Raw genomic sequence first — 23509 nt, forward strand, 5'->3', positions numbered from 1 at the left:
ATTAACTCTTTAAAGGTAGGGAAACACGGAAAAACTCATCCGTATCCTCTATCCTTATTCTTTTTTTTACGAGTAGGGCAAAGCGGTTATCTAGGTTTTTCAGCCCGATACCCACTTTCTCCACCTCGTCCAGCTTGGGCTGTTTCCGGTTTAGGATCACCAAAGAAGGTTCGTGGGTGCTGTAAATGGATAATCGCATTGGGTTGCGGGCGCTGATCTCATTATGCTTGATCACGTTTTCTATCAATGGTAGCAAGGAAAGAACCGGTAGCTGGCAGGACATATAGGCTGGGTTGATCTGTATGTCGAACGTCAGTTTCTCCTCATATTTGACGGATAGCATGAAGCGGTAGGTTTCCAAAAAAGATAGTTCGTCCTTTAACGCCACTAATTCTTTCTTCTCGCTTTGAAGTATATATCGGAATACATTGGATAGGTTGGAGAGATAAGCCAGTGATTTCTGATTCTGTCCTTCGACTATCAAGGCATGCAAAGAGTTCAACGCATTGAAGAAAAAATGAGGGTTGATCTGGTTGTACAAGGCATCTATCTGGCTTTGCAGGGATTCGTTTTTCAGTTTCTCGTAGTTTCGCTCCACTTCCTCTTTACGTGCGGCGAGGATATAAATCCGGCTGAACGTGTATATTCCAACGAATAGCGTGAAAAGGTTGTTGTACCATGCCTCCTCTGGCTCGTGGAACAAGTAGAAAAGCTTCTTCCCATGGAAACGGTGGTTTTCTTTCGGTTCGTTTCGCTCGTATTTCTCCCGGATATTTTGGTTTGTGCTTCGTATGACGGGTGAGACCCCGAGCCATACGATTAAGGAAAATAATACGGATACCAGCGACGAATAGGCGAATTGCTTGAGATGCCCTTTTTTCTCAGGCTGCCAACATACGTTAATTTGTAGTAGTATCCGAGTGAACAGGATGAAAAACAGGCATTGGAAGATCAACAATAATATACTGTCGATCTCGGGGTCAATCCCTCTGATCCGGGATAGCTCGATACAATCCATGATCTCTTCGGAGGTCACGAAGAAACCCGATAATACGGATACCCATATCAGTATGGATGGTTTCTGAAGGAGATAATGTCTTATTTTCATGGCTTCTCTTTTTATAGGCAAAAGTAAAGTTAAAGCTTGATATACCCTTTCTTTTCCTCCTGTTTTCGGATCATTTAATTTTCGCCCTCAATCCTTTTTCTTTCGCTTTGGACGGAAAAACAAAACTTTTGGCCTCTCCGGGAGTCATATTTGCGTAATAATAAATCACGATTGAATATGAAAACTGCATTGTTTTTTAAGCTTTTGTTCGTTTGTCTAGCGTGCGTTGCGATTCGTCCCGTATCGGCGCAAGTACTGGGAGCTGGTGTCTTTGAGTTGAAAGGACAGGTTGTGGACTCATTGACAAATGAGCCGGTCTCGTTCGCGACCTTGCGTGTGACGAGGGGTGAGGAGATTACGGAGCCTCTTGCTTTATTGGCTTGCGATATTGATGGGTATTTCTCTGTCTCCTTGCCCGAGGCCGGATCTTATTATTTCCATATGAGTTCTATCGGGAAAATACCTGCTCGGAGGAAAGTGAGCGTTTCGGCTCAATCGCCCGTATGGAACGTAGGTAAATTATGTATGAAAGATGATGCCCGGACGCTGGGAGAGGTGAGGGTCTCGGCGCAAAGACCTTTGGTCAAGGTGGATATTGATAAATTGGTCTATAACTTAGAGGAGGATCCCGAGGCGAAAGTCAGCAATACATTGGATATGTTGCGGAAGGTACCGATGGTAACCGTGGATGGCGATGATAATATCCAACTGAAAGGAAATAGTAATTTTAAGATCTACATGAATGGACGGCCCTCGGGATTGCTTAGCAGTAATCCTTCGACAGTATTGAAAAGTCTTCCGGCCTCCAACATCAAGGATATAGAGGTGATAACAGATCCCGGTGCCCGCTACGACGCTGAGGGAGTGAGTGGAATTATCAATATTATTATGGTGAGACGTGTCTTGGATGGATATACGGGGACGGTGAGTGCGGAGGTTACTACGAACGAGGCATACGGCGGCGGGACATTCGTCTCGCTGAAAGCAGGGAAACTGGGACTTACGGCGAATTACAATCTGGAGTATGAACGTGAGCCTATAGCGGATATCACTTCCTTTCGCAAGAACTTATCGGATGACGCTAACCGTTACCTCTCCCAGATCGGGGAGCATTGGGAAAGGGAGAAAATGCACCGGGGATATTTGGAGGGAACTTTCGAGATCGACTCGATGAACCTGATTAGCGTGGACGCCAATTTGTTCCGCAAGCGTCAGAAAGAGTTCTCGGATCTGAGCGTGGAGATGCGTGACATGAACCGAGACTTGATTTATGCTTACGATCGTTTTAGCCAGAATCAACCTGTCTTCGGCTCCGTGGAGGTGAATGCCAACTACCAGCATGAGACAAGGCGTAAGGGGGAGTTGCTGACTTTGTCTTATCGTTTCACCAATGATCCGAATGATGATGAGAACCGGATGCGGATAACGGGTACCTCGAATTACTCTGATTTCCTGCAATGGGACACGAACCGGGCGAAGACCAATGAGCATACGGGACAATTGGATTATATAAGACCCATTGCCGGGGGGCATGATCTGGAGACCGGAGTAAAATATATCTTGCGCCAGACCGACAGTGAGATCACGCAACGGCTTTATGATGAGACTTCCGGCAATTGGCATGAACCGTCGGGCAGCTTTGTGGATTTCAGCCATACGCAACATATTTACTCGGTGTATCTGGGTGGCACCTTTCGTTGGAATAAGCTGGGAATAAAGGCTGGAGTACGTGCGGAAGGAACGAGCTTGGACGTGAGCTATTCGAATGATCTGACGAAAGACTTTCATTCGAATTTTGTGGATATCGTACCGAACGTTACGTTGTCTTACTCGATCGGACAGTCGCAACAGATCCGTCTGGGATATAATATGCGTATCCAGCGTGCGGGTATTGATTATTTGAATCCTTATGTCGACGAGCGGGATCCGCTAAATGTTTCTTATGGCAATCCAGACTTGGATTCCGAGAAAAGCAATAGTGTGAACCTTAATTATACCTTATTCACCCAGAAGTTTAACATAAATGCCAGCGTAAGCCATGCATTTGTGAACAATTCTATCGAGCAATATACTTTTATGGATACGGAGCGTCCGAACGTATCGGTCTCTACCTATGGTAATATCGGCAAACGGCACCAGACAGGCTTTTCCCTTTATATGAATTGGAGCCCTCTCCCATTGTTCCGTTTTTTCATGAATGGTGGCGTGGATTATATCAGTATGGAAAACGAGGAAAGAAACTTGTCGAACAGCGGTTGGAGCGGACGTGCTTTCGCCGGTGTCCAATTTTCGTTTCCGAAAGATTTCTGGCTGAACATGAACGCCGGTTATATGTTACCCAAGATTCAATTGCAAGGGGAACGATCCGATTTCCTGTTTCACGGCATTACCTTGAATAAGGATTTTTTCCATAAGAAGCTCACGTTATCTGTCTATTGCAAGAGCCCTTTGACGAAGACTTGGAAGATGGAGAACAAGACTTATAACAATGCGTTCACCCTTTATGAGACGGAGAATAAGGTGATGCGTGAGTTCGGTATATCCGTATCTTATCGTTTCGGGAGCCTTACGGATACTTTCAGGAAAATCAAGCGGGGCATCGTGAACGATGACGTGAAGGATAGTGGGGGAAAGGACGTCGATTAGTAACGATAGTATTATGATTACGAATAGGTATTCGAGGACGATGTGGATTTTGATGCTGTTTCTCTCACGGCTTTTTCATTTAAGTTTTGAATTGGGCGTACAATGCCTCTACGCATGCCAGTGCGGCATGGGCGAGAATACTATTCTTATAGACATCAGTCGGGGTGGCGGTCTTTATGGAGTCTTCAAGCCCATAGCGCAAAGATCTTTGATTCTTGCCGAAGCGGATATTTCCCTACGGAAAACCTCTGCAAAAGCAGACATTCGATCAGCCATCTTTTCATTGTCTATGCTTTGAAACACACGGCAAAGCGTAGTTTCCAAGGGTAACCCATACGGAAATAACTCTTTCGCCTGCAGGCGTTTCAAGTGACGTTTGCCAAATTGAAGCATTTTAATTCTACCTACAAAGATAGGTGCGGAGGAAGGCAAGCTCACGCTCTTCCTTCTTGGCTTTCAGCCAGTGGGTGAAGGTGTGCGTATTGATCCCCCTTCTTTTCCGGGTATCCCTGAATAAGAAGAATTTTACAATAAGCAGAAAATCAGGTCGTGTTTTCAAGGGGTTGAAAATCAGAGTCGTAAAAACATCGTAATGTTTGCGTCGAAACACGTACATGTTTTTCCGAAAAGTCGTACATGTTTTTGGATATTCACGTACGTGTTTTTCCGGAAATGATATTGATGTAAAATAGGAACATTAAAAAAAGACAATAACCTTACCTTGTGAGATTCTGTCACAAGAGATATTCCGGGTATTTGATGGTTAGATCGATTTGGGTACGGTTCTCCTATTGGTATCCGAGGACGATGTGGATTTTGGATATTTTCTATTATCTTTGTCACTTGAAAGTGTATTATCAATTCAAAATGTAAATAATATCATGAGAAAATTATTGTTAGCCTTTTGTGCGTTCGCAACGATTTGTAGCGCCGGGGCGCAGTGGAAGCCCGCCGGAGACAAGATCAAGACGGACTGGGCTGAGAAAGTAGATCCCCGGAATGTATTGCCAGAATATCCACGCCCCGGGATGGAACGTGCGGATTGGCAGAATTTGAACGGCGAGTGGGAATACGCTATCCTTCCAAAAGGACAGGCAGAGCCGACGAGTTTCGATGGGAATATCTTGGTGCCGTTCGCCGTGGAATCCTCCTTGTCCGGCGTGCAAAAAGAAGTGGGGGAGAAGAATGAGTTGTGGTATAAACGAACCTTTACGGTGCCCTCCTCATGGAAAGGAAAAGATATCTTGTTGAACTTCGGCGCCGTGGATTGGAAAGCGGACGTGTTCGTGAATGATATCCTGATCGGTTCCCACACGGGAGGCTTTACCCCGTTTTCCTTGAATATCACTCCCTATCTGAATGGCAAAAGTACGCATAAGCTGGTGGTGCGTGTATGGGACCCGAGCGATAAAGGCTACCAGCCCCGTGGAAAGCAAGTGGCCAACCCGGAGGGAATCTGGTATACGCCGGTCACCGGAATCTGGCAGACCGTATGGCTGGAGCCGGTCGCTTCCTCGCATATCACCTCTATCAAGGCGATCCCGAATATCGATAATGGCGTGATGAGCGTGACGGTCGGGGCTTGTTCCGACTCCCCGGTGTCGGACATCGTGGAGGTCAGCTTGCTCGATAAGGGGCAGGTGGTTGCTACCGCCAAGGGCGTACAAGGGACAGAATTACGCTTGGCCGTGCAAAATCCTACGTTGTGGGAACCTTCCAATCCTTATTTATATGATATGAAGGTGAGCTTGTCAAAGAATGGCAAGAAGGTAGACGAGGTGAAATCGTACACCGCCTTCCGTAAGATATCCGCCGAGCGTGACGCCAACGGCATCATGCGTATGCGCTTGAACAACAAGAACCTGTTCCAATACGGCCCGCTGGATCAAGGCTGGTGGCCCGACGGGCTTTACACGGCTCCCACGGACGAGGCGTTGCTGTATGATATCGTGAAGACGAAAGCGTGGGGCTTCAACATGATCCGCAAGCACGTGAAGGTAGAGCCGGCCCGCTGGTACTATCATTGCGATAAGGAAGGTATGTTGGTTTGGCAGGATATGCCTAGCGGCGACATGGGTAACCAATGGGCGCCTCATACGTATAACGGTGGAACCGACAAGGAGCGTACCGAGGAGTCTATCCGTAATTATTACAAGGAGTGGAAGGAGATCATGGACCTGTGCGTCTCGAATCCTAGCGTAGTAGTATGGGTGCCCTTCAACGAGGCTTGGGGCCAGTTCGATACCGAGAAGGCTGCCGAGTGGACAAAAACATACGATCCTTCCCGTCTGGTGAATCCGGCCAGTGGCGGTAATTTCCGTGCGTGCGGCGATATCTTGGATTTGCATAATTACCCGGGCCCGGCGATGTTCCTGTTCGATCCGGTGCGTGTGAACGTATTGGGCGAGTATGGTGGTATCGGCTTGGCCGTGGAGAACCATTTGTGGTGGAATAAACGCAACTGGGGCTATGTACAGTTTAAGAATAGCGATGAGGTGACCGCCGAGTACGTGAAGTACGCCAAGGAGTTGAAGGCGATGGTCCCGAAGGGTTTCTCCGCCGCTGTCTACACGCAAACCACGGACGTGGAAGGCGAGGTGAACGGCCTTATGACCTACGACCGTAAAGTGATCAAGATCAACGAGGCCGAGGTGCGCAAGGCGAACCAAGAGGTGATCAAGGCCTTGTCTGAGTAGAAGGCTTAGAAAAAATAGTTATTTGACTCGATGATAGATCCGGTCCGGGCAAAGAGAGATTCTTTCCCGGATCGGATTGTTTTAGCGAAATGAATATGATTCGGAATGTGAGTTTGCGAGACGCCAAGGCGATCGTGGATATATACAATGAATATGTCGTGAATAGCGTGGCTACGTTTGAGACGGAACCTTTGCGGGTGGAGGAGATGGAGGGTCGCATAGCCGGGATCTCGGCGAGCTATCCTTATCTGGTGTACGTGGATCAGGATGAGGTCGTGGGATATTGCTATGCCCATACGTGGAAAGAAAAGGCAGCTTATAAATATACGCTTGAGACCACCGTTTATTTATCCCCGAGATACAAGGGCAAGGGGATCGGCCGGCAGCTTATGGAAAGGCTGATCGAGGAATGTCGGGCAGGCGGCTACCACGCCCTGATCGCCTGCATCACTGAGGGGAATGAGGCCAGCTACTCGCTGCATGAGAAGCTGGGGTTCAGAAAAGTATCCCACTTCGAGAAAGTAGGGCTGAAATTCGGGCGGTGGCTGGACGTGGTAGATTATGAATTGATAATTAAGCCTAACGAGAGGTAACTTTCGAATCTCAATTTTCAATTCTCAATTAATATACCTATCTTCGCGATAAACAAAATGTAAAGAATGAAATACAATACAGAAGGAAAAAGATTGACTTTGCCCGAATACGGACGCAATATCCAAAATATGGTGGACTATTGCGTGACTATCCAAGACAGGGAAGAGCGTAAGCGTTGCGCCAACACGATTATCAACATCATGGGAAACATGTTCCCGCACTTGCGTGACGTAAACGACTTTAAGCATATCCTTTGGGATCATCTGGCGATCATGGCCGATTTTAAGCTCGATATAGACTATCCGTACGAGATCATCAAGAAGGAGAACCTGTATAGCCGTCCGCCTCGTATCCCGTACAACAATAACCGTATACGCTACCGCCATTACGGAAAGACCTTGGAGCTGATGATCCGCAAGGCCACGGAGCTGCAACCCGGCATGGAGAAAGACCAGCTCGTGCGACTGCTGGCCAACCAGATGAAGAAATCGTTCCTTACTTGGAACAAGGAAAGCGTGGACGACCGTAAGATCTTCAAGGATCTGGACGAACTCTCCGGCAGCAAGATCGTATTGAGCGAGGAGGAACATAAACTGGCCGAGAGCCGTGATATATTGGCCCGTAATAACAGTGGCGCCCACAAAAGAAACTTTACGCGTAAAGGCAGATGAGCTCGTTCGTTATAGAAGGTGGTTATCGCTTGTCCGGCGAGATCGTCCCGCAAGGCGCCAAGAATGAGGCGCTGGAGGTGATCTGTGCGACATTGCTAACACCGGAGAAGGTGACCATACACAATGTGCCCGATATCTTGGACGTGAATAACTTAATCCAGCTCCTTAGGGATATGAGGGTCAAGGTGGAGCATCCGTCCGCCGATACCTATACCTTTCAGGCGGACGACGTGGACATGGAGTATTTACGTACCGAGGAGTTCCTGCGCAAGAGTGGTAGCCTGCGGGGTTCCGTGATGATCGTAGGCCCGTTGGTAGCCCGCTTCGGCAGGGCGCTGATCCCGAAACCGGGTGGCGACAAGATCGGGCGACGCCGGCTGGATACGCACTTCGTGGGAATCCAGAAGCTGGGCGCTTGCTTTAGCTACGACGCCGAGCGGCAAGTATACGAGATAGAGGCACGCCAGTTGAAAGGCGCTTATATGCTGCTCGACGAGGCTTCCGTGACCGGAACGGCGAATATCTTGATGGCTGCCGTGCTGGCCGAGGGGGTGACGACGATCTATAACGCCGCCTGCGAGCCTTACCTGCAACAACTTTCCACGATGCTGAACCGCATGGGAGCGAGAATCTCAGGTGTCGGTTCTAACCTATTGACAATAGAAGGTGTACGGTCGCTTTCCGGCACGGAGCATACCATCCTCCCCGATATGATCGAGGTGGGTAGCTTTATCGGTATGGCCGCTATGACCGGATCGGAGATCACCATCAAGAATACAGGATATGATAAGCTGGGGATCATCCCGGACGCTTTTCGCCGCTTGGGTATTACCGTGGAGCAGCGAGGCGATGATATTTATATCCCCCGGCATGATTCCTACGAGATCGATACGTTTATCGATGGTTCTATCATGACCATCGCCGACGCTCCTTGGCCGGGGCTTACACCGGACTTGCTGAGCGTATTTCTCGTAGTGGCTACGCAATCCGTGGGAAGCGTGCTGATCCACCAGAAAATGTTTGAGAGCCGCTTGTTCTTTGTGGACAAGCTAATCGATATGGGAGCCCAGATCATCCTTTGCGACCCGCACCGGGCTACGGTGATCGGGCTGGGCAACCGCTTCAAATTACGGGGCTCTACGATGGTATCCCCGGATATCCGTGCGGGTATCGCCTTGCTGATCGCCGCCATGAGCGCCGAGGGCACCAGCACGATCCATAATATAGACCAGATCGACCGGGGATATCAAGGGATCGATAAGCGATTGAACCGGATCGGGGCACGTATCACGAGGATTTAAAGATTTTAGGCGATGATTAGAGAAGAAGAGGTTTTCAAGATCGGGCAGTTTGCCAAGCCCCATGGCATCAAGGGGGAGTTGTCGTTGGTGACGAATAGCGATGTGCTGGAAGATGCCGAGGACCCGTACATTGTTTGCGAGATGGATGGTATCTTGGTACCGTTCTTCGTGGAGGATTTCCGCTATAAGACCGATACGGTGGTCTTGGTGAAACTGGAGGACGTGAATTCCGAGGAGGATGCTCGTATGTTTGTGGGCAAGGAGGTGTTTTATCCTTTGGACGCCGTGGACGAGGAGGATCTCGTGGGGGATATGACGTGGGACAGTTTTATCGGTTATACCGTGACGGACGTACAGAAAGGCTATTTAGGAGAGATAACAGACGTGGATGAGACGACAATCAACGTCCTTCTGCGTGTCGATCATAAAGGCGAGGAGCTGTTGATCCCAGCCGTGGAGGAGTTGATCACCGAGGCCGACCATGAGGCCCGTAGCCTCACTGTGTCTTTGCCGGAGGGACTGATTGATTTATAATTGAGAATTTATAATTGAAGATTAGGGGTTGAAAAAGAAGAATACGAAATCGTTTTGGCACCGGATCCGGTTTAAATATAAACTTTCCTTCATCAATGAGGGGACGTTGGAGGAGGTGTGGTCTTTCCGGCTTTCGCAGTTATCGGCGTTTGTCACTTTGGCGGTGTTCGCCTTTTTCTTGATCGCCGTTACCGCTTTTATCATCATCAAGACACCGATTCGCAACTACTTGCCGGGTTATCTCGACGTGGAGGTTCGCAAGGAGATTATGCAGAATGCCTTGCGGGCGGATTCGTTGGAGCGTATGATCGAGATCCAGTCCCTTTATCTGGATAACGTGGCCGGAATCATTTCCGGTACGATGCCCTTGGACTCGATCCGCCAGATAGATTCTTTGGCTAGCAACGATATTAACTATGAGATTCCTCGTAGCAAGGAAGAGACTCGCTTCGTGAAAGATTACGAGGAAGAGGAGAAATATAATTTATCGGTATTGACCGACCCGGGCAAGGTCCCGACCGAGGGGGTCTTTTTCTATAAGCCCGTGAATGGCGTGGTCACCTCTCATTATGAGACGGATGTCCATCATTATGGCGTGGATCTGGCCGCGGCCCCGAAGGAGAGTGTCTTGGCTACGTTGGATGGTACGGTGATCTATACCGGTTTCGATCCGAACCACGGAAACGTAATTCAATTACAACATAAGAACGGATTCATCTCGGTTTATAAGCACAACGAATTGTTGCTAAAAGAGGTGGGAGACCATGTGGTAGCCGGTGAGGCGATCGCTTTGGTCGGGAATACGGGAGAGTTGTCTACCGGGCCGCACCTGCATTTCGAGTTGTGGTATAAGGGCAATCCTGTGAATCCGGAAGAATATATAGCTTTTTGATATTCCATGAAAAAAAGACAGTTAGCGATATTAGGCTCGACCGGTTCCATCGGAACCCAAGCCTTGGAGGTAGTGAGCGAGCATTCCGATCTTTTCGAGGTGTATGCCTTGACCGCGAATAACCAAGTGGACTTATTGATCAATCAGGCCCGGAAATATATGCCGGAGGTGGTGGTGATCGCCAACGAGCGGAAATATCCCGAGCTGAAAGAGGCCTTGGAGGACTTGCCGATCAAGGTATGGGCGGGTGCCGACGCTATCGCCCAGATGGTGCAGTCGGAGCCGATCGATATGGTGCTGACGGCGATGGTGGGTTATTCCGGCTTGCGACCGACGATCTCGGCGATCAAGGCGGGAAAGGCGATCGCCTTGGCGAATAAGGAAACTTTGGTCGTGGCCGGCGAGCTGATCATGAAGCTGGCCGCCGAGCATAAGGTGCCTATCTTGCCGGTGGACTCGGAACATTCGGCCATTTTTCAATGTTTAACAGGTGCGTACGATAATCCGATCGAGAAGATCTTGCTGACGGCTTCCGGCGGTCCGTTCCGGCGGAAGACGCTGGAGGAGCTGGCTACCGTGACGAAGGCGCAGGCCTTGAGGCATCCGAACTGGACGATGGGGGCGAAGATCACGATAGACTCGGCCTCGATGATGAACAAGGGCTTCGAGATGATCGAGGCGAAATGGTTGTTCGATGTCACGCCGGATCAGGTACAGGTGGTGGTGCACCCACAGTCGGTGATCCACTCGATGGTGCAGTTTGAGGATGGCGCCGTGATCGCCCAGCTGGGAATTCCCGACATGAAATTGCCGATCGCCTACGCTTTCTCGTTTCCGACACGTATGAGGAGCATGGCGCCCCGTCTGGATTTTAACCAATATTCGACTTTGACGTTCGAGGAGCCGGATATGGAACGTTTCCGCAACTTGGCTTTCGCTTTCGAGGCGGCCCGCCAAGGAGGGAATATGCCCTGTATCTTGAATGCCGCCAATGAGGTGGTGGTGGCTGCCTTCCTGCAAGATCGTATCGGCTTCTTGCAAATGAGCGACGTGATCGAGCGGACTATGCGGAAAGCCTCGTTTATCGTCAATCCCTCGTATGAGGATTACGTGGCTACCGACACCGAGGCTAGGCGGTTGGCGGCCGAGTTATTTTGAAATAATTTAAAACAGAACAAACAATAGTAGATGGAAACTTTTTTGATTAAGGCGTTACAGCTCATCTTGAGCTTATCGATACTGGTGATTGTCCACGAGTTCGGGCATTTTATCTTTGCCCGGATTTTCAAGGTGCGGGTAGAGAAGTTCTACCTCTTCTTCGATCCGTGGTTCTCGCTATTCAAGTACAAGCCGAAAAACAGTGACACGGAATACGGTGTAGGCTGGCTTCCGTTGGGAGGATATTGTAAGATCTCCGGTATGATCGACGAGAGTATGGACAAGGAGGCGATGGCCCAGCCGCCCAAGCCTTACGAGTTCCGCTCCAAGCCGGCCGGACAGCGTTTGATGATTATGGTAGCGGGCGTGGTGTTCAACTTCTTGCTGGCTTTGTTTATTTATTCCATGATCTTGTTTACGTGGGGCGATACGTACTTGCCCTTGAAGAACATGAAGATGGGTATGAATTATAGCGAGACGTTCCAGAACGTCGGTTTTCAGGACGGTGATATCTTGCTGAGAGCGGACAATGAGGAGTTGGAGCGTTTCGGTAGCGACAGTTTCCGCAAGGTGGTGGAGGCAAAGACCGTGACGGTGCTCCGTGACGGGCGGGAGACCGTGATCTCCATACCGGAGGATATGATGCAACGTTGCATGCGTGACGGAAAAGGCTTCGCCGATCCTTTGCGTATCCCGATGGTTGTTCGTGAGCTTCCCGACAAGAATGCCCCGGCGGCTCTTGCCGGCATGCAGCCGAAGGATAGCGTGGTGGCTATTAACGGTGTGGCTACCCCGACGTTTTATGATGCCTCTGGGTTATTGTCAGAGAATAAGGGTGAAGAGGTGACAGTAGATTTCTACCGGAACGGCCAGTTGGAGTCCTTGACCATGAGGACGGACTCGGCCGGGAAAATTGGCGTAGCGGTGATGTTGCCTACGGATCTCTATCAGACCGTGACCCGCAAATACGGTTTCTTCGAGTCGTTCCCCGCCGGTATTAAATTAGGTATTAATACCTTGAAGGGATATGTGAACGACATGAAATATGTGTTTACGAAGGAAGGTGCCTCCAGTTTGGGCGGTTTCGGTACGATCGGCGGATTGTTCCCGTCTGTCTGGGATTGGCGGATTTTCTGGGAACGTACGGCTTTCCTATCTATCATTTTGGCGTTCATGAATATCTTGCCGATTCCGGCCTTGGATGGCGGACACGTGATGTTCTTGATCTATGAGGTAGTGGCCCGTCGCAAACCGAGCGATAAATTCCTAGAGTATGCCCAAATGGCAGGTATGTTTATCCTGTTCGCTTTATTGATCTATGCGAATGGAAATGACATCTTCCGCTTCTTCTTCAAGTAGCGTATGTCTCTACAGCTAGATACAAAAAATCTCCCGGATCACTTTTCTATGTGATCCGGGAGGTTTTTTTGTATGAATAAAGTCCTCTTTCTTATTTCAGGATGTCGTTGATAGAAGCGAGGATCTTCTTGGAGTTCTCGTCTTTCGGGTCGAGTTCGACTGCCTTTGTCAAATATTCTTTCGCTTGCTTGAAATCTTTGTCGGCTTTCGCTTTCTCGGCGTTGTATTTATCCGGCTCGGAAGTAGCGATCGGGGTAGCGGCCTGTAATATCTTCGCTCCGTTGCCATACAGCATGGCGCCAAGGCTGTAGTAAGCGTTGCTCTGGTAATCCTTGTTCGATACGGCTAGGACTTCTTTGTACATTTTCTCGGCACCGGCCAGATCTCCCTTCTTTTGGGCGGCTTGTCCTTGTTTGATGCAGTAACCGTAAAGCAACTTTTCCAGATTGGTCTTATTCTTGTTTCCATCGGGAATCACTTTTAATCCCTCTTTTACCGTAGTCAGGAATTCTTCTGTCTTGTTTAAGTTACGGTAAGCCATGGCCTCGCCTACATAAGAGTCGTCTACGTTGTAGTTCATCTTAACGGCCATGTCGAAATACTTGGCGGCCTCGGCGTAGTTCTTCGCTTGATTAGCGGCGTATCCGCAATTGAAGATACGGGCCGTGTCTTGGTAATTGTTTTGTTTCAAGTATTCGCCGTATTTTGTTACGACGGTAGCGTAATCTTTTGCTTTCAAAGCAGCGTCACCTTCATCTCTTAATTTGTCAGCGTCTTGTGCGAATAGGTTTCCGACACATAGGCATAAAGCCACTAATAAAACAATTTTCTTCATGGTAATTATTAAATTTGATTGATTTTGTGCTCTAAGTTAAGGCGTGCGGGAAAAGAAGCCAAGATATTTTACGTTTTTTAGAAAACAATAAAAATAGAAAACATAAAAAAGGGATTGCTTACGGCAATCCCTACTGATGAAAGATTCTTTGAAACTTATGCTTTGAGTGAAGGAAAAGCCTCAGCCACGGCGGGGTAGACAATCTTTCCTTCCACGATGTTTAATCCCAGTTCTAGGCCCGGATCTTCTTCGCAGGCTTTTTCCCAACCTCTGTCGGCAAGCTTGATCACGTACGGCAGGGTAGCGTTGGTCAAGGCTAACGTGGAAGTCTGCGGGACCGCTCCCGGAATGTTGGCTACGCAGTAATGGAGGATATCGTCTATCTCATAAACCGGATTGGCGTGCGTAGTCGGATGGGAGGTCTCGAAGCAACCGCCTTGATCGATGGCTACGTCTACCAATACGCTGCCCGGTTTTAATAACTTCAACATATCCCGGGTGATCAAGTGCGGGGCCTTGGCTCCGGGGATTAATACGGCGCCGATCACTAAATCGGTTGTGGGTAATTCCTGTTCGATCGTATGCGTGGAAGAGAACAATGTCTTCACGTTTTTCGGCATCGTCTCGGACAGATAGCGCAAGCGGGGAAGCGAGATGTCGGCAATCGTGACATCGGCGCCTAGCCCGGCGGCCATCAAGGCGGCGTTGTGGCCTACCACACCACCGCCTAAAACTAATACCTTACCCGGTTTCACGCCTGGCACGCCACCTAGCAATACGCCTTTGCCACCTTGCGGTTTCTCAAGGAAACGAGCGCCTTCCTGTACGGACATGCGTCCGGCCACCTCACTCATAGGAATCAAAAGGGGTAACGTATGATCTGGGTTCTCCACGGTCTCGTAAGCCAGACAGATGGAGCCGCTCTTTATCATGGCAAGGGTGAGAGCCTCGTCGGATGCGAAATGGAAGTAGGTGAAGACAAGCTGTCCTTTGCGTACCAAGGGATATTCGCTGGCGATCGGCTCTTTTACTTTTACGATCATTTCGGCAATTCCATATACATCCTCAATGGCCGGGAGTATCCGGGCCCCTGCCGCCACATAGGCGTCATCGGCGAAACCACTGTTTATACCAGCCGTGTGTTGCACATACACGGTATGACCTCTTTTCACCAACTCTTTGGCTCCGGCGGGAGTAAGAGCTACCCTGTTCTCGTTGTTCTTGATTTCTTTTGGAATTCCAATAATCATAATGGTAGCATTTAATGGGTTTATATGCCTGCAATATACAAAAAAGAGGAACAGATTGGTATTCTGTCCCTCTTTTTTTATCTTATTTCTTGTTCCTTATAAACCTTGTCCGTGGCAGTTCTTGTATTTCTTGCCACTTCCGCAAGGACATGGATCATTGCGTCCTACTCGTTTCTCGGCACGGACCGGAGCTTGCTTCGGTTGAGGTGCCTCGGCTTGGGTGTTGTTTCCGCTCAAGTCTGTTTTCTCCGTGCGGTAACGGCTCATATCCTCGTGCTTCTCCGGGGCGGCCTCTTGTACGGCGATACGTTGACGGGCTCTTTCCTCGGCGATCGCTTGGGCGGCTTGCTGGGCTACGGCCGCTTGACGGGCTTGCATGGCTTGGCGTTGCTCCTCGGTCGGCTCCTCACGTACCGGGATCTGTCCACGCATCAAGATGGCGGCTGTCTTACGGTTCATGTTGTCTACCATTGTCTTGAACAGGTTGTAAGATTCAAGTTTGTAGATCAACAAAGGATCCTTGTTCTCGTAGCTAGCGTTTTGTACGGAGTGGCGCAGCTCATCCATCTCACGTAGATGCTCTTTCCATCCCTCGTCGATCATATGCAATACGATTGATTTCTGGAAGGATTTAACGATTGCCTTACATTCCGTGTCGTAAGCCTCTTTCAGGTTGCAAGATACATTATACATGCGCTTGCCGTCCGTGATAGGGATCATGATATTCTCGTACATCGCTCCTTGATTCTCGTACACTTGCTTGATGACCGGGTGAGCGACTTGCGTCATGCGTTCCATACGACGTTTATAAGTCTTCAATGCCTCCTCGAACAATTTCTCTACGAGTTGCTCCGGTTTCATGCTCTTGAATTCGTCTTCCGTGAACGGGCTTTCCATGGCGAATGTCTTGAACAATTCCAACTTGAAGCCCTCGAAGTCCTCGGCGTGTTGATCGGCGATAGCTGTAGAAGTATCGTAAATCGTGTTCAATACGTCCAGACCGATACGCTCTCCCATCAAGGCGTGGCGACGGCGGGTGTAGATTACGTTACGTTGCGAGTTCATCACGTCGTCGTATTCCAACAGACGTTTACGGATACCGAAGTTGTTTTCCTCTACCTTCTTCTGGGCACGTTCTACGGACTTGCTCAACATATTGTGCTCCAGAACCTCGCCTTCCTTGAAACCAAGCTTATCCATCAAGCCGGCGATCTTCTCGGAAGCGAATAAACGCATCAAGTCGTCTTCCAGTGAAACGAAGAATACGGAAGAACCCGGGTCTCCCTGACGTCCGGCACGACCACGTAACTGACGGTCTACACGACGGCTCTCATGGCGTTCCGTACCGATGATAGCCAAACCGCCTGCGTCTTTCACGTCCTTGGACAGCTTGATATCGGTACCACGACCGGCCATGTTGGTAGCGATCGTAACCGTACTCTTTTGACCCGCCAAGGCCACGATCTCGGCCTCTTTCTGGTGCAACTTAGCGTTCAATACATTGTGCTGGATCTTACGCATCGTAAGCATACGGCTCAATAGCTCGGAGATCTCTACGGATGTTGTTCCCACCAATACCGGACGGCCTGCTTCCGTCAGCTGAACGATTTCCTCGATAACAGCGTTATATTTCTCACGTTTTGTCTTGTAGATACGATCGTTCATATCGTTACGGGCGATCGGTCGGTTGGTCGGGATCACTACTACGTCCAATTTGTAGATATCCCAGAACTCGCCTGCTTCCGTCTCCGCCGTACCGGTCATACCGGACAGCTTATGGTACATACGGAAGTAGTTCTGCAAGGTGATCGTGGCGAATGTTTGTGTAGCGGCCTCTACCTTTACACGTTCCTTAGCCTCGATCGCTTGGTGCAGGCCATCGGAATAACGACGTCCGTCCATGATACGACCCGTCTGCTCGTCAACGATCATGACCTTGTTGTCCATAACCACGTACTCATCATCCTTCTCGAATAAGGTGTAAGCTTTCAATAATTGGTTGATGGTATGTACACGCTCGCTCTTGACGGAATAGTTCGCCAATATCTCGTCCTTTTGGGCCTGTTTCTCTTCCTCGGTTCCTGTCATATTCTCCAATTGGGATAATTGGGAAGTGATATCGGGAAGTACGAAGAAGGTCGGGTCGTCCGTCTTACCGGTCAATAGGTCGATACCTTTATCCGTCAATTCGATACTGTTGTTCTTCTCGTCGATCACGAAATACAACTCATCGGTCGCCTCGTGCATATGGCGCATATTCTCGGACATGAAATATTCTTCCGTCTTCAACATTTGAGCTTTTACGCCTTGCTCGCTTAAGAACTTGATCAACGCCTTGTTGCGGGGATATCCCTTGAAGGAGCGGTACAGAAGGATAGAGCCTTCCTCAACGACCTTCTGGTCATCGCTAGCCATTTTCTTCTTGGCCTCGATCAATAATTTGGAGCAAAGGTCTTTCTGCGCGTTCACGACAACCTCCACGTTCGGGCGGAATTGCTCGAATAATTGTTCCTCGCCACGAGGGATCGGTCCGGAGATGATCAGCGGCGTACGAGCGTCATCGATCAATACGGAGTCCACCTCATCGACGATGGAGTAGTTATGCTTGCGTTGTACCAAGTCTTTCGGGCTGATCGCCATATTGTCACGCAAGTAGTCGAAACCGAACTCGTTGTTCGTACCGAACGTAATATCCGCCTCGTAAGCCTTACGGCGAGCCTCGGAGTTCGGCTGGTGCTTATCGATACAGTCTACGGAAAGTCCGTGGAACATATAAAGCGGTCCCATCCACTCGGAGTCACGTTTTGACAAGTAATCATTCACGGTTACCACGTGTACACCGTTACGTGTCAAGGCGTTCAAAAATACCGGAAGGGTAGCCACCAAGGTCTTACCTTCACCGGTCGCCATCTCGGCGATCTTACCTTTATGAAGAACGACGCCACCAAATAGCTGAACGTCGTAATGGATCATATCCCATGTGATCTCGTTTCCACCGGCTTTCCAGTGATTGGCGTAAATCGCCTTATCGTCCTCGATGCGGACAAAGTCGAAACGAGCGGCCAGATCCCGGTCGAATTGGTTAGCGGTAACTACCACTTCCTCATTCTCGGCGAAACGGCGGGCCGTATCTTTCATGATGGCGAATACCTCGGGCAAGGATTGCTCCAGTACCACTTCCATCTTGTCCGTGATGGCTTTCTCGATTTTATCTACCTCGGCCCAGATCGCCTCACGTTCTTCCAGTTCCTTATCCTCGATGCCTTTGCGAAGCTCTTCCACTTGCGCTTTCTCCTCGGCTACGTAGTCCTGGATACGTTGTTTGATCTCATCTGTTTTCGCACGCAACTCGTCGTTCGAGAGTGCCTTGATTGACGGATATACGGCCTTTACCTTATCTACGTAAGGTGTGATTTCTTTAAGGTCACGCTGCGACTTATTGCCGAACAGCTTCGTCATAAACTCATTAAATCCCATGATTCTTATGTTAATGGATAGTTGAGCAACTATCGTCTGTTATTACTTTGTTGTTTGAATAATTAGATAATAATAAATAGAAAGAAGAGCCACACAACCCTTGATAATTATCAACTTTAATAATCAATTCTCTATTATTTGGTTGTCAGCTCCCAGAGCGGCAAGCTTTGAGTAGCGTTTGGTGGCCTGATTCTTAGCACATGGGTTACCGTGGGGGCTACCTCAGTGGCCTTGACTTCGCGGTAGATATGTTGGGGTTTCAACCCGTTGCCCATAAATACCAGCGGGGTGATAACAGCATTATTGCGTATAATCTTGACTTTTTCTTTCGGATTGTCGAGGTTTACTTTCCAACCGGGTTGCAACTCGATGATCAGATCGCCCCGTCTCAAATGGTGCGTACCTTGACGGAATTTGGCGGTTCCCTCGTTCCAGTCGCCCGTAAGCAAGCTCCTGCCCGTGGTGACGAGTTGTACGCCACTAAATTCCTGTATGAATTCGGCGGCCTTGTTCTGTAAAGTCGTCAAATCCAGCTTGGCGTCTTCTATCGCCTTGCGGTTCAAGTAGATCTGGTTGTTGTAGTATCCTTGTACCCAACTGGTATGTTGGCCGTAAATGGCCATCAAGTACATATTAAGCAGGGCCAGACAACGTTTCGGGTGGAACTCGCCACCGTTCACCATCAGGCCGTCCGGATAAGACTCCTCGCTTTTATAATAACCGGAACCGGTGAAGACTACCAATGTATTGGCCAAGCCCACTTTCTTGTCGATCGTATCCAGTAGCTTCTCGATATCTTGATCGAGTTGATAATACGTATCTTGAATCTCCCGGGTGTATTCCTTGCTCATCGTACCCCGGTAATTGCCCGCGTAGTACGTGATAGACAACATATCCGGGCAACTGCGTGTACCAAACCCTCCGTACTCTAGGAACTGGAGGGCCAAGCGATTGATCTCCTTATTGATGAACGGCGAGGTCTTCAGGTTCGGATAGCAGTTCGCGAACTTCTCGCTGAACGTATAGCGGAAAGGCAGATCGTCTAATACGTAAGGAAAGGCATCGTATTTCTCCATCGGAAGGGTAGGAGTCCATACCATGGTTTCTAAGCGTGACGCCAAGGATTCCGGGCCGTTATTATAGCGGTCTACGTACCAAGGGATTCCCTTGTAGTACGTCGTGGTAGCCCATTTCCCGTTGGTGTTATCCATCCAGAAAGCTCCGTTGGCCGCATGTCCGGCGGAAAGGATGGCGCTCTCGGCATCCGGGGCGATGGAATATACGTCGCTTCTTCCTTGAGAGGCGATTTTCAACTCGTCGCCGATCGTGGAACTGAATAAATTCTTGGGCGAATAATTCTCTTTCGTGTAATTACCCAGATATTCGGGATCATTTAAGATCGAGACCTCTTTCTCTTTCTCGAAATCAAACGTCTTATCTCCGGCGATACCGCTGAAGCAAGGGTTGCTTCCGGTAAAAAGAGTCGCGAACGCGCTGGCTTGGTCTATGTCCGAGAACTCGAAGCGGATATTGTTGTACACCAACCCCTCGTTCATCAAACGCTTGAAGCCACGTTCGCCAAATGTATTATAAAAGTATTCTATATAGTCGCCCCTTAGCTGATCCACAGTAATACATACCACCAATTTGGGGGTACGTTGCTGCGCCTCAAGGTTTGTTACCACGAGGATAGCGATAAGTGACGTTATAATTTTTCTCATCCGATTCTCCATATCTTTCTGTAAACACCCCAACCCGAACGAACCCAAATCGAGGCTACAAGCGGAATAAAGGCACTGTTTAGATGTTGCGGAATGAAATACCATCCCAGTAACATCAGCGTAAGCGCCGCAAAGTTAATAAAATGATAGTAATATGCAGCCTTCTTCAGCTTTTTTACGCAAAACAAAATAACAGCGATCAAATCGAGCGGCTGTAACCATACCAAAGACCAGTTCGGCCACGTGCAGGGATGGACGGATATGAAGCTAAGAAAGAAGAGGATGACACCTCCGGCTCCGGCTACCGAGAAAAGGACACAATCCACCCACAAGAAGTATTTTTTTTTGCGCCATTCGATCCAAGTAAACCCTAAAACGATTCCGAACAGAAGCCAAGCGCAGACTAAAGGGGTGAATAAATCCCAGATATCTTTTTCCGGCTCGTCGGCTTCCCCGGCTCCGATCACGTGGGTCTCGCTCACCAATGGGCGGATTGTCCCGTCCGGGCCCGTGATGGTGGCTTTAGAGAACGCTTCTTTTAGATAAGGGGGGAGGAAGAGCATCTCGTGCTGGGTGGCCTCCCGGTCGGTGGGGCTGCCTAGCGCTAGGTCGCATCCGAATGTGAGCCACGGATGGTTTCGGGTACAATAATTAATAAGATCCCGGAAGGTCTGGGATTGATAGGGATACTGATAATCGACGCTCCCGTTGATCTCCTTTTCCAAGATCGCGGCAGGGCGGGTAGCGCAATTATCGAAGAAGAAGTTATAACGATATACCCTGTTCTCCGGCCTGTAATTGATAAGCAGGGCGTCCCATATATGCTCTTTCTCTTCTTGGGTGAGGTTCAATACTTGCTCCGTAATATCGCTGCCCCGCATTTGGTACTCGATCACATAGTCTTGGAAATCGGCCACTCCCAGTTTATAATCCGTCTCTCCTTTGGCGAATCGATAGATAAAATTAGGTTTGGAGAAATCAAATATACCGTAATTGAATATATAATCTATATTTTGCTTGGGATCGTATATGCGTAGAGCGGCATGCCCGTACACGGTGAATACCTCTTCATCGTACGGTGCGCTGGTCATCAGACTGATACGGGCTTCCTCGCTCAGTTTGGGTTGCGCTATCGCCGATAGGGAAAGAATCCCCAGCAGGAATAGAAATATGCTTTTTGTCATTCTCTTCTTAATTATTTGACGCAAAGGTAGATTATTTTTCTTAAACAGTATAGATCGTTTAAGCATAACATATGGCTTTATGTCGAGAAAAGAGATAGCTTTGTTTTTATTATAAAGGGAAAAGGAAACTTGGTTACGTCTTTGATTATAAGAATGTTGCAGTTTTTGTGGTTTTTTTTAAAAAGAAACTTTAGTTTCTTCTAGGGAAAACAAAAGTTTTCCTATGGGGAAACAGAAGTTTCCCTTGCACAAAACTCTAGTTTCTAGCTAGAGAAACAGACGTTGCTTTTAGAAGGAGCATTGAGGAGATAAAACAAAATTAGGCGACCATCCTTATTTGGATAATCGCCTAATGCCTGATAGAGCGGTAGGCGAGGCTCGAACTCGTGACCCTCAGCTTGGGAAGCTGATGCTCTACCAACTGAGCTACTACCGCATTGCGAGTGCAAATGTATACAAATCTTTCTTTTTTTAGTAACTTTGGCGAGAAAATTTTATAAAAAAGAATTAAGTATGGAAAAACTAGTCTTGATAAAGGTAGGAGGGAAGATCGTTGAGGAAGAAGAAACGCTTCGTCAATTATTGAACGATTTCGCTGCTATCGAGGGATATAAGGTCTTGGTGCATGGGGGAGGACGCTCGGCTACCAAGCTTGCCGCCCAACTAGGGATCGAGAGCAAGATGGTGAACGGTCGCCGTATTACAGATGCCGAGACCTTGAAGGTCGTGACAATGGTCTATGGCGGGTTGGTGAATAAAAACATCGTAGCGGGCTTGCAGGCGTTGGGCGTAAACGCTTTAGGATTGACTGGTGCGGACATGAATTTGATGCGCTCCGACAAACGTCCCGTGGCAGAGGTGGATTATGGTTTCGTAGGCGACGTGAAAGAGGTGAATGCCGATTTGCTAGCCTCTCTTATCCATCAAGGTATCGTGCCGGTACTGGCTCCTCTTACACATGATAAGCAAGGCCATATGTTGAATACGAACGCTGATACGATAGCGGGAGAAGCCGCTAAAGCGTTGGCAAAACATTTTGAGGTGACATTGATGTTCTGTTTCGAGAAAAAAGGCGTTTTGTTGGACGAGAACGATGATGAGAGCGTGATACCGGAAATCGATCGTATAGCGTTTAAGGGATATGTAGAACAAGGAATTATCCAAGGGGGCATGATCCCAAAGCTGGAAAACGCTTACCAAGCGATAGACGCCGGGGTGAAGCAGGTGATTATTACGCAAGCCTCGGAGATTCACCAAGGAAAAGGGACGAGAGTCTTTTAAATAAATGAGGGGCTGTTTATAGCCCCTCACGTACATTATATAATAGGTCTATCAAAGACTCCGAATCTTGATATTACGGAACCAGATTAATGAATCCCCATGTTTTCCTTGTAATCCGATAAATCCTTTGGTCGGTAATTCGGCGAAAGGTTTGGGCAACCAACTTGGGATATCGCTTCCATCCGGGTTCTTGGTGCCGGAAGTCCATTTGCTCATATCCATTTCGGTAACTTTCTTTCCGTTGAGGATAACCATGATATGTTGTCCGGCGCATTTGATACGCATATGATTCCACTCCCCGGGTTTTTTGACAACTTTGTCTTGCACGGCGCCTAGATGTCCGTAAATGGCTCCGCATTTCTCATACGGCTTGCCGTTTCCCCATTTTTCACAATGGTCGTCCGCTATCTGTATTTCTACCGAGTTAGGTATCCAATCCTTCGTGTCCGTACAGTAAACGACTACTCCGCTGTTCGTGCCCACGTCGGTCTTAAAATCAAGATCCAGCTCGAAGTTCTCATATTCATCCTTTGTCCAGATAGACTCGTCCTTCACGGCACCTAACACGCCATCAGTCTCGCTCCAAACTTCCGGATTGTAGTTGGCGTTTTCCAGATTTTTACCGAAGAGAGGCTTCCATTTATTGTTATCCGCCGCGAATGAGGAGAATGTACTTGCCACACACCATAAAGTAGCCATGGCTAAAAGAAAATGTTTCATGCTATTAGTTTTAAAGATTTACGTGAGGCAAATGTATTCATTTATTTTGGAAGGAACATAGTCTACGAAGAACGATTTTATT

The 23509-nt window shown here is 48.6% G+C and carries 17 protein-coding genes and 1 tRNA gene; 10 read left to right on the plus strand and 8 right to left on the minus strand.

Going from position 1 to position 23509, the window contains the following annotated elements:
- Position 1: 1 nt before the first annotated feature.
- A complete protein-coding gene (locus CI959_RS14500) occupies positions 2-1108 on the minus strand; it encodes a sensor histidine kinase (RefSeq protein WP_005855572.1) in 1107 nt (368 codons plus the stop codon).
- 177 nt (positions 1109-1285) lie between these two features.
- On the opposite strand from CI959_RS14500, the gene CI959_RS14505 reads away from it, so the two are divergent.
- The 9 genes from CI959_RS14505 (at position 1286) to rseP (ending at position 12959) form a co-directional block, all read left to right on the plus strand.
- Positions 1286-3754 (plus strand): outer membrane beta-barrel family protein, encoded by a 2469-nt coding sequence (locus tag CI959_RS14505; RefSeq protein ID WP_005855575.1) that lies wholly within the window; start codon positions 1286-1288, stop codon positions 3752-3754.
- A gap of 881 nt (positions 3755-4635) precedes the next feature.
- Positions 4636-6450, plus strand: a complete 1815-nt coding sequence (locus CI959_RS14515) for a glycoside hydrolase family 2 protein (RefSeq protein WP_057317575.1) — start codon at positions 4636-4638, stop codon at positions 6448-6450.
- 95 nt (positions 6451-6545) lie between these two features.
- Positions 6546-7043, plus strand: a complete 498-nt coding sequence (locus CI959_RS14520) for a GNAT family N-acetyltransferase (RefSeq protein ID WP_009276293.1) — start codon at positions 6546-6548, stop codon at positions 7041-7043.
- A 66-nt stretch (positions 7044-7109) separates the two neighbouring features.
- On the plus strand, positions 7110-7715 hold the full coding sequence (locus tag CI959_RS14525) for a DUF4290 domain-containing protein (protein ID WP_008771685.1): 606 nt from the start codon (positions 7110-7112) through the stop codon (positions 7713-7715).
- Entirely contained in the window at positions 7712-9016 is a 1305-nt protein-coding gene (gene murA, locus CI959_RS14530) for a UDP-N-acetylglucosamine 1-carboxyvinyltransferase (protein ID WP_008780928.1), read from the plus strand. Before CI959_RS14525 ends, murA begins: the two co-directional genes overlap by 4 nt.
- A gap of 12 nt (positions 9017-9028) precedes the next feature.
- The gene (gene rimM, locus CI959_RS14535) at positions 9029-9550 is read left to right on the plus strand and encodes a ribosome maturation factor RimM (protein WP_008780929.1); all 522 of its coding nucleotides are present in this window, start codon (positions 9029-9031) and stop codon (positions 9548-9550) included.
- Between the two features lie 28 nt (positions 9551-9578).
- Positions 9579-10442: a M23 family metallopeptidase gene (locus CI959_RS14540; protein WP_008780930.1), complete on the plus strand. Its 864-nt coding sequence runs from the start codon at positions 9579-9581 to the stop codon at positions 10440-10442.
- A gap of 6 nt (positions 10443-10448) precedes the next feature.
- Complete coding sequence (locus CI959_RS14545) at positions 10449-11600, plus strand: 1-deoxy-D-xylulose-5-phosphate reductoisomerase (RefSeq protein WP_008780931.1); 1152 nt, start codon at positions 10449-10451, stop codon at positions 11598-11600.
- Between the two features lie 30 nt (positions 11601-11630).
- Positions 11631-12959 (plus strand): RIP metalloprotease RseP, encoded by a 1329-nt coding sequence (gene rseP / locus CI959_RS14550; RefSeq protein WP_008780932.1) that lies wholly within the window; start codon positions 11631-11633, stop codon positions 12957-12959.
- Positions 12960-13050: 91 nt separating this feature from the next.
- On the opposite strand, the gene CI959_RS14555 is transcribed toward rseP, so the two are convergent.
- From CI959_RS14555 to CI959_RS14580, 6 genes are all read right to left on the minus strand, one after another.
- A complete protein-coding gene (locus CI959_RS14555; RefSeq protein WP_005855602.1) occupies positions 13051-13794 on the minus strand; it encodes a lipopolysaccharide assembly protein LapB in 744 nt (247 codons plus the stop codon).
- Between the two features lie 155 nt (positions 13795-13949).
- Positions 13950-15044, minus strand: a complete 1095-nt coding sequence (ald, locus tag CI959_RS14560) for an alanine dehydrogenase (protein ID WP_005855604.1) — start codon at positions 15042-15044, stop codon at positions 13950-13952.
- A 96-nt stretch (positions 15045-15140) separates the two neighbouring features.
- Entirely contained in the window at positions 15141-18521 is a 3381-nt protein-coding gene (gene secA, locus CI959_RS14565; protein WP_005855607.1) for a preprotein translocase subunit SecA, read from the minus strand.
- A gap of 134 nt (positions 18522-18655) precedes the next feature.
- A complete protein-coding gene (locus tag CI959_RS14570) occupies positions 18656-20242 on the minus strand; it encodes an alkaline phosphatase family protein (RefSeq protein ID WP_022193138.1) in 1587 nt (528 codons plus the stop codon).
- Positions 20239-21426, minus strand: a complete 1188-nt coding sequence (locus CI959_RS14575; protein ID WP_057317573.1) for a DUF4105 domain-containing protein — start codon at positions 21424-21426, stop codon at positions 20239-20241. Before CI959_RS14575 ends, CI959_RS14570 begins: the two co-directional genes overlap by 4 nt.
- Before the next feature lie 363 nt (positions 21427-21789).
- Positions 21790-21862, minus strand: a tRNA-Gly gene (locus tag CI959_RS14580).
- A gap of 77 nt (positions 21863-21939) precedes the next feature.
- Between CI959_RS14580 and argB the strand changes: the two genes are divergently transcribed.
- Positions 21940-22707 (plus strand): acetylglutamate kinase, encoded by a 768-nt coding sequence (gene argB, locus CI959_RS14585; protein ID WP_005855613.1) that lies wholly within the window; start codon positions 21940-21942, stop codon positions 22705-22707.
- A gap of 51 nt (positions 22708-22758) precedes the next feature.
- On the opposite strand, the gene CI959_RS14590 is transcribed toward argB, so the two are convergent.
- A complete protein-coding gene (locus tag CI959_RS14590; protein ID WP_005855615.1) occupies positions 22759-23427 on the minus strand; it encodes a DUF1080 domain-containing protein in 669 nt (222 codons plus the stop codon).
- Between the last annotated feature and the right edge of the window lie 82 nt (positions 23428-23509).

The sequence above is a fragment of the Parabacteroides sp. AT13 genome (genome assembly GCF_002272965.1).
Taxonomy (GTDB): Bacteria; Bacteroidota; Bacteroidia; order Bacteroidales; family Tannerellaceae; genus Parabacteroides; species Parabacteroides distasonis.